This window comes from Endozoicomonas sp. PH6C, assembly GCF_059322965.1.
In genome coordinates, this window is the sequence record NZ_CP185342.1 from 4318048 (window position 1) to 4333288 (window position 15241).

Below are 15241 nucleotides of genomic sequence, written 5' to 3' on the forward strand. Positions count from 1 at the left end.
CACAAGTTTCAGAGGAAGTTTCATGACTATGAATGACGGATTACCACCAACCTACAACTGCGCATCCGGTACGACATCGCAACCGGCGCAAAATCGCTTTACTGACTCCAATGAGGAAGCAAAGCCTCCATTTAAATTAAACCCGAAAGCTCCACCGTTTATTCCTCGTGCTTCTGGTGTTGATCGACTTTCGAACACACCCACAACTATTAATCGCCGAAAAACAACTGCGTGCCTGACACTTTCTTCCCAGACATTGCACCCATCGGTGAAGAGGACATCTCCTGAAGCGGCCAGTGAAAAGATCAATAGCGCTTTCGATTTATTGATGAACCAAAATTTCATTGACGCGGAAAACACATTCCGGGCCATCTTGCAAGAATACGCGGACTTACTGAGAACATCCGACTACCAAAGATCAATCATAGGGCTGGCAAGATCACTCAGAGAGCAAACCTGTGAAAAGCAAAAAGAAGCCTGTTTTCATCTGGAAAAACTAAGGTTGACTGGAGAGTTAAACGAATTCGGGGCTTCGACCATTCGTAACCTTGATCTGACCCTGAGTCTCTGTGAACAGACACTTGGGAAGAACCCTGATGCTGAAGCACGACTTTTGAAACTGAGAGACAAAAAGCCCGGTGCTGATGAAGAAACCCTTTGCCAGCATTCTAATTATTTTGATGCTGACATGGCTAATGCACGACTATGGCAGTTTATGAGGAAATACCAGCTGACTGAAAAACTGCTGCACAGCATGAAATACGGGCTCATTGACAGGCTGCAGTGGAACCTGCACGCAGCGCTTGCAGAAAAACTGCAAGATTTCCTCCATAAAGTCAATATAGCTCTCGCGCGATGCTGGCAAGAGACAGGCCAATATGAATGGGCTGAAGATCTGCTGCTCAACATGAGTGGCAAGTACCCCGGTAACAGTATCGAGCTCCTGTGCAAGCCCTCCCGTCATAATGACGTGAACCTGGCCCTGGTGCGACTCTGGGAAGTAAAGGGTAAACATGAGCTGGCTGAAAGACTAATGCTGGCCATGAGTGGCAAGTGCCCCGATGACAATGAGGAGACCCTGTGCACGCCTTTTGGAAAACATGAAATTGATCTGACTCTGGCACAATTCTGGCAGGTGACAGGCAAACATCAACTGAGTGAAAAACTGTTGCTCAACCTAATTGACAAGCACCCCGATGACGCTGAGGAGATCCTGTTCACGCCCTCTGGAAAACATGATATTGATCTGGCTCTTGCACGACTCTGGGAGGTAACGGGCCAATATCAACGGTCCGAAAAACTGCTGTTGAGCATGAGTGTCAGGCACCCCGATGTGAATGAGGAGACCTTGTGTCAGCCCTGTGGATATAATGACATTGACCTGACTCTGGTTCGACTCTGGCAGAGGTTGAACAAACATAAACAAGCAGAAATACTGCTGCTGAACATGAGTAACAAGCGCCCCGATGCCGCTATGGAAGAACTTTGCAGGCCCTGTGGAAACCATGATATTGACCTGGCTCTGGCGCTGCATTGGGAGATAGAGAACAAACATCATCTAACTGAAGGGCTGCTGCTGAACATGAGCAACAAGCACCTTTTCGACAGTGAGGACAGCCTGTGCATGCCTTGCGGGAATCATGATATTGATCTGGCTCTGGTACGCCTCTGGCAGATGATCGACAAAGATAAACAGGCTGAAAAACTGATTGAGCGTTGCTGTGACTTATACCATTCCGATGAATGTGAATTATCACATTTGTCCTTATCTGTCGGGAAAGCAAGCTTTATGGAGGTGATTAACAGGTATCCGGAAAATGCCAATCAGTTGTTGGTTATCTCAATCCATTATTTTGCACTGGCGTGTAAGGAGATATCAGAAGCCAGTCCCAAGTCAGGAGAGGAAAACCTCATTAAGGCGCTTGAGCATGTGGAATTAACACTTGAGAGGTACCCCCCGACTGCTGGAGCTTATTCACAAAAAGCGCACTGTCTCAGAATGATGGGGAAAAATGAGCAAGAATGGGGGGAATACTTCCAAAAAGCGAATGCCCTTGACTCCGCCCGTAAATATAAGGGTAAAACGGACGCCTGGCGAAGCAACGAATACGCGGCTCTTCAAAAAGTATTTGCTCAGACATAAGCATGAACTTTTATGTCTATTGACTGTCCAAGAGCGTAAGTTCCCAGGAAGGTCATTTGGCCATGAGCTACGGATTACCCACAAAAATTGCCTCGACCAGTTCTAAAAGCACCACGACATCACAGCCGTCAGAGTATTCTGCATCAGGTTCAGATACCGGTGCGTCAAAAGGGCGAAAATTTACCTTGAATCCGAACGCTGAAACATTTATCCCACGTTCGCAACTTCCTCATGGAGATCATCGTGGTCATCAGCATTCGAACAGACCCTTAAATATTCCAGACCGGTCAACAACTGCATGCCAGAGACCTACTCCCCGGACGTTTCAACCAGAGGCGAAGACCTACCCTCCTGACGCTCTTAAAAAAGAGATCAGTAGCGCTTACACAATGCTCAACAATAAAAATTTCATAGATGCAGAAAAAGCATTCCGGGTCATCTTACACGGCAAGCATGACATACCGGATCCGTTCGACAAGCATAACGTGATCATAGGACTTGCAAGATCGCTAAAAGAGCAAACCTGCGAAAAACAGCTGGAAGCCTGCTCTATTCTGGAAGAACTCAGGTTAGATGGAAAATTCACCAGGTTTGGGGCTTCGATCATTTATAACCTTGATCTTACCCTGAGCCTCTGTGAAGAGGCACTTGGAAGACTCTTTGATGCCGAAACCCGACTGTTGAGACTGAGAAAAAAAAGCCGCAATGCCGATGAGAAAACCCTGTGCGAACCTACTTGCTATTATAACGCAGATATTAATAATGCCCGACTGTGGCAGTCTATGGGCAAATACACTCTGGCTGAAACACTGTTCCTGAACATAAAAAAAGAACTGATCAAAAAGCTGCAGTCAAATCCCTATTCTCCTGATACATCAAAACTGCGTAAATACCTCGATACCGTCAATTTGGCTCTGGGGCGAATCTGGCAGTTGATGGACAAACATCAAATGGCTGAAGAAGTGCTGCTGGAGATGGTTGGCAAACACTCCGGTGACAGTGAAGACACGCTCTGCAAGCACTCTGGTCATAAAGACATTGACCTGGCTCTGGTGCGAGTCTGGCAAGCAAAGGGTAAATATGAACAGGCTGAGAGACTGCTGCTGAGCATGAGCCAAAAGCATCCCGATGACAGTGAGGAAACTCTGTGCAACTCCACCAGCCACAACGACATTGACTTGGCTCTGGTGCGAATCTGGCAAGTGAGGGGTAACTACCAACGGGCTGAGAGACTGCTGCTGAACATGAGTCGCAAGCGTCCCGATGACAGTGAGGAGATTCTGTGCAACCCCATTAACCATCGTGACATTGACCTGGCTCTGGTGCGACTCTGGGAAGTAATGAACAAACAAGAGCTAGCAGAAAAACTGCTTCTGAACATGAGTGGAAAGCGCCCCGGTGACAGCGAGGAAGAACTGTGCAAGCTCTCTGGGAATCTTGAAATTGATATGGCTCTGGTACGACATTGGGAGCTGACGGGCAAATATAAACTGACTGAAAAGCTGCTGCTGAACATGAGTGGAAAGCGCCCCGGTGACAGCGAGGAAGAACTGTGCAAGCTCTGTGGGAATCGTGAAATTGATATGGCTCTGGTGCGACTCTGGGAAGTAATGAACAAACAAGAGCTGGCAGAAAAACTGCTGCTGAACATGAGTGGAAAGTGCCCCGGTGACAGCGAGGAAGAACTGTGCAAGCTCTCTGGGAATCGTGGAATTGATATGGCTCTGGCACGACATTATGAACTGACGGGCAAATATAAACTGGCTGAAAAGCTGCTGCTGAACATGAGTGGAAAGCGCCCCGGTGACAGCGAGGAAGAACTGTGCAAGTTCTGTGGGAATCGTGAAATTGATTTGACTCTGACACGACATTGGGAGCTGGCGGGCAAATATAAACTGGCTGAAAAGCTGCTGCTGAACATGTCTGGCAAGCACCCCAATGCCAATATACACAGCCTGTGCAGCTCCTGTGGGAACATGGAAATTGACCTGGCTCTGGTGAGACTCTGGGAAATGATGGGCAAACATGAATGGTCTGAAAAGCTGATGCTGAACATGATTGGCATGCCCCCCGGAGCTATTGCAGAAGAGCTGTGCAAACCATTTGGGCATCATGACATTGACCTGACTCGGGCGCGACTCTGGCAGAAAATGAACAAATTTGAACTGTCTGAAAGGCTGCTGCTGAACATGAGTGGCAAGCACTTCAATGCCGATGAAGACAGCCTGTGCAAACCTTCCGGGAATCAACAGATTGACCTGACTTTGATAAGACTATGGGACACTACGGGCAAATGTGAAGAGGCTGAAAGACTGACCAGGCGTTGCTGTGAGTTATATCATTCGAATGAATGTCAATTAACCCTGTTGTGCTTATCTACCGGGAAAGCGGGATTTCTGGAAATGATCAGCCGCTGTCCGGAAAGTGTCAATACTCTGGTGGCTACCTCGATCCATTATTTCACCCTGGCTTGTGACCAGATAAAAAAAGACGGCCCGGAGTCTGCAAAGGAGAACCTTGAAAAGGCGTTTGAGCAGGTTGAATCAGCGTTACAAAAGTACCCTCCGAATGCCGGAGCTTATTCACAAAAAGCCCATTGTCTCAGGATGCTGGGTCGAAGTAAGCAAGAATGGACAGAATGTTTTGCTAGAGCGCAAGCCCTTGACTACAGCCGAACCCAAAAGGGGAAAGCTGATTTCTGGCGGAGGAATGAATACATTGCTCTTGAGATAGTACGAGGTCTCACAGGTTAGATGGCCTTGTACTTTATTACATCCACTGCCTGTCATAAAGTGAAAGTTTCAGGGAATTAATGAGGCTATGAATTACGAATTACCAACAACAACCCGTTCCGCGCCCCTTTCGTGCACCGCAACCGTTGCCAGATCTCAGCCGCTGCAATATTGTGCCTCAGGTTCAAATGCCACCACTGAAACAACAAAGCCTCCGTTTAAATTAAACCCGAAAGCGCCAGCGTTTGTTCCACGGATGCAACCTGTTCAGGAAGATCCTGGCGCACCCTCAAATATCCTGGACCGGCGAGCAAAGGCATACCAGTGGCCGTCTCCCGGGACGTTCCACCAAAGGGTGAATAAATCCTGTCCTGAAACGGCTAAAAGGATCAATAGCGCTTTCAAACTATTAAAAAAACAAGATTACATAAATGCAGAAGCAGCATTCCAGACCATCTTGCAAGATGAACAACTGAATGAATTCGACCACCAGAGAACCGTCATAGGGCTTGCAAGATCGCTGAAAGAACAAACCTCGGAAAAGAAGAAAGAAGCCCTTACTCGTCTGGAAGAACTCAGGGTGCATGGTGCTGAACATGGGTGGCAAGCACCTCGATGAAAGTATCGAGACCCTTTGCAAACCCTCTGGGCATCATGACATAGACCTGGTACGACACTGGCAGGTGATGGGTAAATATGAATGGGCTGAAAAACTGCTGCTCAACATGAGTGGCAAAGACTCCAAAGACGGTATCGAGAGCCTCTGTACACCCTCTGTGCACCCCGAATTCAATCTGGCTCTGGCGCTTCTCTGGCAGGAGACAGGCAAACATCAACTGAGTGAAAAACTCTTGCTCAATGTCATTTACAAGCACCCCGATGACACTGAGGAGATCCTGTGCAAGCCCTCTGGAAAACATGAGATTGATCTGGCTCTTGCACGACTCTGGGAGCTAATGGGCCAATATCAACGGGCCGAAAGGCTGCTGCTGAACATGAGTAACAAGCGCCCCGATGCCGCTATAGAAGAACTTTGCAGGCCCTGTGGAAACAATGACATTGACCTGGCTCTGGCGCTGCATTGGGAGATAGAAAACAAACATCATCTAACTGAAGGGCTGCTGCTGAACATGAGCAACAAGCACCTCAACGACAGTGAGGACAGCCTGTGCATGCCTTGCGGGAATCATGATATTGATCTGGCTCTGGTACGCCTCTGGCAGATGATCGACAAAGATAAACAGGCTGAAAAACTGATTGAGCGTTGCTGTGACTTATACCATTCCGATGAATGTGAATTATCACATTTGTCCTTATCTGTCGGGAAAGCAAGCTTTATGGAGGTGATTAACAGGTATCCGGAAAGTGCCAATCAGTTGTTGGTTATCTCAATCCATTATTTTGCACTGGCGTGTAAGGAGATATCAGAAGCCAGTCCCAAGTCAGGAGAGGAAAACCTCATTAAGGCGCTTGAGCATGTGGAATTAACACTTGAGAGGTACCCTGACTGCTGGAGCTTATTCACAAAAAGCGCACTGTCTCAGAATGATGGGGAAAAATGAGCAAGAATGGGGGGAATACTTCCAAAAAGCCAATGCCCTTGACTCCGCCCGCAAATATAAGGGTAAAACAGACGCCTGGCGAAGCAACGAATACGCGGCTCTTCAAACGGTACTGGTTCAGACATGAGCGTGAACTTTTATGTCCATTGATTGTCCAACCATTACCCCACTGCCTGAACCTGTCACATTCAGACAGTGTACCGCTTTCCAGAGAGTTTAAATGGCTATGAATTACGGATTAACAACAACCAGTGCCGCCGCAAATTCGGGCACCTCGACCACTACGGCATCACAACCGAAACAGGATTGTGCGTCAGGTACTGATACCCCTGCGACAACAGAGACTGGATTTACCTTTAACAGGAGAACTCGAACGTTTATTCCAAGTGCTCCGCATCATCATGGTGTTCACAAACGTTCGAACAGGGCTGCAAATATTTCAGAACGACAAGTAACTGCAAACCGGAAGTCTACTTCCCGTCCGTTTCAACCAGCTGTCAGGGAAGCCTCTTCACAACTGATTGCAAAAGAGATCGATAGTGCTTACGCAATACTCAATAATCAAAATTTCATAGGTGCAGAAAAAGCATTCCGGATCATCTTAACCGACAATTGGGGCGAACTGACTACGTTCGAAAAGGAGAACACAACCGTAGGGCTTGCAAGATCACTAAAAGAGCAAACCCGCGAAAAACAGATAGAAGCCTGCTCTCTTCTGGAAGAACTCAGGTTGGAAGGTAAACTCAGCTGGTTTGGGGCTTCGACCATTTGTAACCTTGACCTGACCCTGAGTCTTTGCGAAGAGGCCCTTGGAAAGCAACTTGAGGCTGAAAGACGACTTTTGAAACTGAGAAGAGTAAGTCCCAATGCCAATGAGAGAGCCTTGTGCAAGTCTTCTCGCTATTATCCCGCAGATATTAATAATGCCCGACTGTGGCAGTCTATGGGCAAAAACACTCAGGCTGAAAGGCTCCTGCTGAACATCAAAGCAGATCTGATCGAAAGGCTGCAGTCAGAACCCTCCGCTGCAATTGCACCAAAGCTGCAGAAATACCTCGAAAGCGTAAATATGGCGCTGGTGCGACTCTGGGAAGTGATGAATAAACATGAATCGGCTGAAAAGCTGCTGCTGAACATGAGTGGTAAGTGCCCCGGTGCCAGCGAGGAAGAACTGTGCAAACCCTGCCGTAAGCATGACATTGATCTGACTCTGGTACGACTGTGGCAGATAAAAGGCAAAAATAACCGTGCTGAAAAGCTGCTGCTGAACATGAGTGGTAAGTGCCCCGGTGCCAGCGAGGAAGAACTGTGCAAACCCTGCCGTAAGCATGACATTGATCTGACTCTGGTAAGGCATTGGGAACTGACAGGCAAAAATAAATTGGCTGAAAAGCTGCTGCTGAAAATGAGTGGCAAACATCCCGATGCCAGTGAAGAGATTCTCTGCAAGCCCTGCTGGCAGACTAAAATTGACCTGACACTGGTGCGACATTGGGCGGCTAATGGCAAACATAGCCTGAGTGAAAGACTGCTGTTGAACATGATTCACAAGCACCCCGATGACGATGAGGACATCCTGTGTGAGCCCAGCGGACATCATGATATTGACTTGGTTCGGGCGAGAATCTGGCAGGAAATGGATAAAACTGAACGAGCTGAAAGACTGCTGCTGAACATGAGTGCCAAGCCCCTCAATGACAGTGAGGAAAGCCTGTGCAAACCCTCTGGTCATCATGACATTGATCTGGCTCTGGCACGACTATGGCAGATAATGGGCAAACATGAACGGGCTGAAAGACTACTGCTGAACATGAGTGGCAAGCAACCCGGTGCCAGTGAAGAGATTCTGTTTCAGCCTTGCTGGAAAAATGTCATTGATCTGACCCTGGTGCGACAATGGGATGTCATGGGCAAATATAAATGGTCTGAAAAACTGCTGTTGAACATGAGTGGCAAGTCCTCCTGTGCCAGTGAACAAGAACTATGCAGGGCCTGTGGCCATAACGAGATTGACCTGGCTCTGGTGCTACTCTGGGAAAAACTGGAAAAACATGAGCTGGCTGAAAAACTGCTACTGAACATGAGTGGCAAGTCCGCCAATGACAGTGAAGAAAGCCTTTGCATACCCTTTGGCCAACATGACATTGACCTGGCTCTGGTACGACTCTGGGAGATGATGGGCAAACATGAATGGGCTGGAAGGCTGCTCAGGCGTTGCTGTGACTTGTATCATACGAACGAATGTGAATATACGCTGTTATGTTTTTCTGCGGGGCAAGCAGGATTTATGGAAATGATTGGCAACTATCCAGAAACTGCCAATACCTTGCTGGTCACCTCGATCCACTATTTCAACCTGGCTTGTAAGCAGATAACAAATGACGACCCGGAGTCAGGAAAGGATAGCCTTGAAAAGGCGCTTGAGATTGTTGAGTCAATACTGAAAAAGTACCCTCTATACACGGGAGCTTATTCGCAAAAAGCGCATTGTCTCAGGATGCTGGGCAGAGGTGAGCAAGAATGGAGGGAATGGTTTGAAAAAGCAGCATCCCTTGACCCCGGTCGGCTTTATAAAGAGAAAACTGATTTGTGGCGAAACAACGAAGCCACCGCTCTGCTGAAGTTGCGCAGTCTCAAAGTTTAAATAGATAGCCATGAACTTTTATGTCCACCGACTGTCCAGCCGAAGAGAAAAGAAAAAAAAGACACCCATAAATTTGCTAAAGAAAAAAAGACAAGAAAAAAAGACACCCATAAATTTGCTTTACCATCCACCTAGTCTACTTTTCACCTACAACTGATTTTTTGCCCAGACAGGTGAGTTCATGGCCCAAGCTCGCAACACCCTGATTGATCCCGGCTCAACGCCTTATTACCACTGCATGGCAAGATGTGTTCGTCAAGCCTACCTCTGTGGAGAGAACCATCTGACTGGCAAGAACTACGAGCATCGCCGCCAGTGGGTGGTGGATAAACTTCGGGAACTGGTTTCAGTCTTTGCTATCGAAGTCTGCGCTTACGCTGTCATGTCGAATCATTATCACGTGGTTTTGCACATCAATCAGTCATCTGCCAGAGGCTGGTCACGGAATGAAGTGCTTCACCGTTGGACGACCTTGTTTACAGGCCCACTTCTGGTGCAAAGGCATCTGGCCGCTGACAAACTGGGCAGCGCTGAATTGGCCCGTATTGATGAATATGCTGAGGAATACCGGCGTCGTTTAACGGATATCAGCTGGTTTATGCGCTGCCTGAATGAACATCTTGCTCGTGAGGCCAACAAAGAAGACGAGTGTAAAGGACGCTTCTGGGAAGGACGCTTTAAAAGCCAGGCATTGCTGGACGAAGCAGCGTTACTGACCTGCATGACCTACGTTGACTTGAATCCGATTCGGGCAGGAAAGGTAGAAACACCCGAAGAGTCGGACTACACGTCGATTCAGGAACGAGTGGAGCAGATTGCACATTCTGAGACCAAAAGGCAGCCACTGACGCTGAAACCTTTCTGTTTGCAGGGCCAGAATACGGACGTTGCCCTTCCCTACCTTCTTCACGACTATCTGGAACTGGTTGACTGGAGTGGTCGCATTGTCAGAACAGACAAGAAAGGTTCCATCCCGTCGTGCACCCCTCCGATTCTTGAAAGATTGGAAATTGATCCGGATGAGTGGCTGAAAACCATGCAATGGAATAATCGTTTTTATCGGGCAGTTGGCCGTCTGGAAGCGATGAAGGCCTTTGCACTTGAAGTTGGACAGAAGTGGCTTCGAGGTTTAAACGCCTGCAGGCGGTTGTATCTGACAAGTTAGCGTAGAAGTCAGTTAAGAAATTAAACACTTTCTCTTTATCCCTCCTCGACTTTAAGTCGGAATAAGTTTGTGTCGTCTGAACATGGCTCGAGCAGCCTCTGTTCGTCGAATGCTCCTGTGTGGCTCGCTGATAGGCTATTCGAAGATAGGTTTTCAGATCCTTTTTTGGGAATACAGTTTTTAAATGTCTTATTTATTTAATGGGTGTCTTTTTTTTTTTATGGGTGTCTTATTTTCTTCAAAAGGTGCAGGCCTCACAGGTTAAATAGATAACCCTGAACTTTTTTGTCCGTTGACTGTCCAAAAACTACCTCTTCTGTCTTCAGGCAACACATTCAGGCAAACGGGGTACCCATTTTCCAGAGAGTTTCAATGGCTATGAGTTACGGATTACCAACAACAACCAGTGCTGCCGCGAGTTCGGGCACCACGACCAGTCCGGGCACTGTGACATCGCAACCGTCTCAGTATTGTGCGTCAGGTTCATATGCTGATGCGGTAAAAAAACAACCATCTACCTCAGACCGGGAAGCTAAATCTCTTGCTCCGCGAGCCCAACTTCTAAAAGATGTTCATCAACCGTCGAACAGATCCTCAAATATTTCAGGCCGGCAAGCAACTGCATACCGGGGGCATACTCCCCGGACGTTTCAACCAGTGGCGAAAAGACCCTCTTCTAAAGCTATTGAGAAAAATATCAATGAGGCTTACGCAATATTCAATAATAAAGATTTCATAGAGGCAGAAAAAGCATTCCGACTCATCTTACACAAATACCAGGGCCTACTGAGTTCATCCGAGAAGCAGGACATAACCATAGGTCTTGCAAAATCGTTAAAAGAGCAAACCTTCGAAAAACGGAAAGAAGCCTGCTCTATTCTGGAAGAACTCCGGCTAGATGGAAGATTCACCAGGTTCGGGGCTTCAACCATTCATAACCTTGATCTGGCCCTGAGCCGCTGTGAAGAGGCACTTGGAAGGAACTTTGCAGCCGAAAGACGACTTTTGAGACTGAGAAGAAAAAATCGCAATGCCGATGAGAACCAGCTGTGCAAGTCTTCTCGCTACTATGCCGCAGATATTTCCAATGCCCGACTCTGGCAGTCTATGGGCAAACACACGCTGGCTGAAACACTCTTACTGAACATAAAGACAGAGCTGATTAACGAGCTGCAGAAAACACTATACGCGCCTAAAGCAGCAAGATTGCGTAAATACCTTGATACCGTCAATTTGGCTCTGGGAAGGATCTGGCCGTTGATGAACAAGCATCAACAATCTGAAGAGCTTCTTCTCGAAATGATTGGCAAGCGCTCCGATGACAATGAGGACAAGCTCTGCAAGCACTCCGATCGTAAAGACATTGACCTGGCTCTGGTTATTATCTGGCTGGATTGTGACAAGCGTGAACGGGCTGAGAGACTGCTGCTGAGCATGAGTCGCAAGCATCCCGATGACAGTGAGGAGATTCTGTGCAGGCCCACTGGCCATCAAGGCATTGACTTGGCTCTGGTGCGAACCTGGGAACAGACAGACAAAAATAAGCTGGCTGAAAAACTGCTGTTAAACATGAGTTGTAAGCACCTCAATGACGATGAGGAGGTCCTGTGTAAGCCCTGTGGGCATCATGACACTGATCTCATTCTGGTGCGACTCTGGCAGAAGTTATACAAACTTCAAAGAGCTGAAAAGCTGCTGCTAAACATGAGTAAAAAGCACTCTTGTGCCAGCGAGAATGAACTGTGCAAGCTCACTGGGAATCATGAAATTGACCTGGCTCTGGTTCGACATTGGGAGCTGACGGGCAAATATAAATTAGCTGAAAAGCTGCTGTTGAACATGAGTGGGAAGCATCCCGTTGCCAGTGAAGAGATTCTGTGCAAGCCCTGCTGGAATTATGTCATTGATCTGACTCTGGTGCGATTTTGGGAGGTTGTGGGCAAATATCACCTGAGTGAAAGACTGTTGTTGAACATGATTGGCATGCAACCCAATAACACTGAAGAGATCCTGTGTGAGCCCAGTGGACATAATGATCTTGACCTGACTCGGGCGCGACTCTGGCAGATCATGGATAAACCTGAACGGACTGAAAGGCTATTGCTAAACATGAGTAGCAAGTCCCTCAATGTCAGTGAAGAAAGCCTCTGCAAGCCCACTGGTCATCATGACATTGATCTGGCTCTGGTATGTGTCTGGGCAAAGACAGGCAAACATAAATGGGCTGAAATACTGCTCAGGCGTTGCCGTGATATGTATCAAACGAATGAATGTGAATATACGCTGTTAGCTTTATCTGCAGGGCAGGCAGGATTTATGGAAATGATTAGCAACTATCCGGAAAGTGCCAATACCTTGCTGGTTACCTCGATCCATTATTTCAGCCTGGCGTGTGAACAGATAGCAGAAAAAGGTCCGAAGTCAGGAAACGATAACCTGATGAAGGCACTTGAGATTATTGAATCGGCACTGGAAAAATACCCTTTCAATGCGGGAGCTTATTCACAAAAAGCGCATTGTCTCAGAATGCTGGGAAGCAGTGAGCAAGAATGGAGGGAATGGTTTAACAGAGCAGAAATCATCGACCCCGGCCGGGCATATAAGGTTAAAACTGATTTTTGGCGAAGCAACGAAACCACTGCTCTGCAAAAGTTACTGGCCTCACAGGTTAAGTAGATAGCCATGAACTTTTTTGTCCATTGACTGTCCAACGACTACCCCGTCTGCCTGAAGGTGTCACCTCCAGGCAGACGGGGTAATGTTTTCCAGAGAGTTTAAATGGCTATGAGTTACGGATTACCAACAACCAGTGCTACCACAAGTTCGAACTCAACGACCACTTTGGCATCGCAACGGTCACAGTATGGTGCGTCAGGTTCAGATGCGGCTGCAACAACAGGGCGCAGGCTTACCTTAAATCCGGAAGCGCCAACGTTTATTCCAGGCAGGCGACTTCATCAAGGTGTACAAGAACGTTCGAACATACTCTCAACTCTTTCAGACCGTCAGGCCTCTGAATACCAGGGGGTTACTCCCCGGACCTTTCACCCGGGCACTAAGAGCTCATCTCCTGAAGCTATTGAGGAAGAGGTCAGTGATGCTTTCGCAATACTCAATAACAAAAATTTCACAGAGGCAGAAAAAGCATTCCGGATCATCTTACACAAAAACCAGGGCATACTGAGTTCATTCGATAAGCAAAACATAACCATCGGTCTTGCAAGATCGCTAAAAGAGCAAACCTTCGAAAAACAGATAGAAGCCTGCTCTATTCTGGAAGAACTCAGGTTAGATGGAACATTCACCAGCTTCGGGGCTTCGACCACTTATCACCTTGATCTGACCCTGAGCCTCTGTGAAGAGGCACTTGGAAGGCACTTTGATGCCGAACTACGACTTTTGAGACTGAGAGAGAAAAGGTGCAATGCCAATGAGGAGGTCCTGTGCAAACCTTCTCGCCATTATGCTGCAGACATTACTAATGCCCGACTATGGCAGTCTATGGGCAAACACAGGCTGGCTGAAGCACTCCTGATGAACATACAAGCAGAGCTGATTAACGAGCTGCAGTCAAAACCATACATTCCTGATACATCAAAACTGCATAAATACCTCGATACCGTCAATGTGGCTCTGGGACGAATCTGGCAGTTGATGGACAAACATCACCAGTCTGAAGAGCTGCTACTGAAAACAAGTCACAAGCGTCCCGATGACCCTGAGGAGATTCTGTGCAAACCCACTGGCCAGCGAAGCATTGATCTGGCTCTGGTGCGAATCTGGGAAATGATGGACAAAAATGAGCTGGCCGAAAAACTGTTGCTGAACATAAGTGGCAAGAACCCCAATGACAACGAGGAGACCCTCTGCGGGTCGTGTGGAGATCATGACCTTGATCTGACTCTGGCACGGCTCTGGCAGATAATTGGCAGACATAAACGAGCTGAAAGACTGCTGTTGAACATGAGTGGCAAGCATCCAGGTGCCAACAGGGAGACCCTTTGCAAGCCCTGTGGGAATGGTCAAACAGACTTGGCTCTGGTGCGATATTGGGAGCAGATCGGCAAATATAAATTGGCTGAAAAACTGCTGCTGAACATGAGTGGCAAGCATCCCGATGCCAGAGAAGAGATTCTGTGCGCGCCCTGCTGGCAGCACGTCATTGATCTGAGTCTGGTACGACACTGGCAGAATACAGGCAAATATAAACGAGCTGAAAAACTGCTGTTGAACATGATTGGCACGCACCCCAGTGACATTGAGGAGATCCTGTATGAGCCCAGTGGAAATTATGATATTGACATGGCTCGGGCGCGACTCTGGCAGGTGATGGGTAAACCTGAACAAACTGAAAGACTGTTGCTGAATATTTGTAACAAATCTCTCAATGACAGTGAGGAAAGCCTGTGCAGACCCTGTGGTCATCATGACATTGATCTGGCTCTGGTATGCTCCTGGGAAATGATAGGCAGAAATAAATGGGCTCAAAGGCTGCTCAGGCGTTGCCGTGATTTGTATCAGACGAATGAATGTGAGTATATGCTCTTAACCCTATCTTCCGGGTGGCCCGAATTTATGGAAATGATTAGTCACTATCCGGAAAGTGCCAACACCCTGCTGGCTACCTCAATCCACTATTTCAAACTGGCTTGTGAGCAGATAATAAAAGAAGGTCCGGAGGCAGGAAACGATAACCTTAATAAGTCGCTTGAGATTCTTGAATCGTTACTGGAAAAGTACCCTTCCAATGCGGCAGCTTATTCGCAAAAAGCGCATTGTCTCAGAATGCAGGGCAGAAGTGAGCAAGAATGGCTAGAATGCTTTGGCAGAGCAGAAGCTATTGACCCCGCTCGGGTATATAAGGTTAAAAGTCATTTTTGGCGAAGCAACGAATCTACCGCTCTTCAAAAGGTGCTGGCCTCACAGGTCAAATAGATATCAGTGAACTTTCAGACCCGTTTGCCGTCCAAGAGCATAAGTTCCCAATCATTTTAG

Annotated in this window: 8 protein-coding genes; all 8 read left to right on the forward strand. The window is 47.5% G+C overall.

The window, feature by feature from the left end; genetic code table 11:
- The first annotated feature begins 28 nt into the window (after positions 1-28).
- The 8 genes from ACOMG9_RS16780 to ACOMG9_RS16815 all read left to right on the forward strand — a co-directional run bounded on the left by ACOMG9_RS16780 (position 29) and on the right by ACOMG9_RS16815 (position 15181).
- A complete protein-coding gene (locus tag ACOMG9_RS16780; RefSeq protein ID WP_448217725.1) occupies positions 29-2143 on the forward strand; it encodes a tetratricopeptide repeat protein in 2115 nt (704 codons plus the stop codon).
- 62 nt (positions 2144-2205) lie between these two features.
- Complete coding sequence (locus ACOMG9_RS16785; protein WP_494529134.1) at positions 2206-4896, forward strand: tetratricopeptide repeat protein; 2691 nt, start codon at positions 2206-2208, stop codon at positions 4894-4896.
- Between the two features lie 67 nt (positions 4897-4963).
- Positions 4964-5494: a hypothetical protein gene (locus tag ACOMG9_RS16790; RefSeq protein ID WP_448217727.1), complete on the forward strand. Its 531-nt coding sequence runs from the start codon at positions 4964-4966 to the stop codon at positions 5492-5494.
- On the forward strand, positions 5472-6437 hold the full coding sequence (locus ACOMG9_RS16795) for a hypothetical protein (RefSeq protein WP_448217728.1): 966 nt from the start codon (positions 5472-5474) through the stop codon (positions 6435-6437). The genes ACOMG9_RS16790 and ACOMG9_RS16795 overlap by 23 nt, the downstream gene beginning before the upstream one ends.
- A gap of 226 nt (positions 6438-6663) precedes the next feature.
- Positions 6664-9081, forward strand: coding sequence for a hypothetical protein (locus ACOMG9_RS16800; RefSeq protein WP_494529135.1), 2418 nt, complete (start codon positions 6664-6666; stop codon positions 9079-9081).
- Between the two features lie 181 nt (positions 9082-9262).
- On the forward strand, positions 9263-10246 hold the full coding sequence (locus tag ACOMG9_RS16805) for a transposase (protein WP_448217730.1): 984 nt from the start codon (positions 9263-9265) through the stop codon (positions 10244-10246).
- A 378-nt stretch (positions 10247-10624) separates the two neighbouring features.
- On the forward strand, positions 10625-12922 hold the full coding sequence (locus ACOMG9_RS16810; RefSeq protein WP_448217731.1) for a hypothetical protein: 2298 nt from the start codon (positions 10625-10627) through the stop codon (positions 12920-12922).
- Positions 12923-13030: 108 nt separating this feature from the next.
- Positions 13031-15181, forward strand: a complete 2151-nt coding sequence (locus ACOMG9_RS16815) for a tetratricopeptide repeat protein (RefSeq protein ID WP_448217732.1) — start codon at positions 13031-13033, stop codon at positions 15179-15181.
- The last annotated feature ends 60 nt before the right edge of the window (positions 15182-15241 follow it).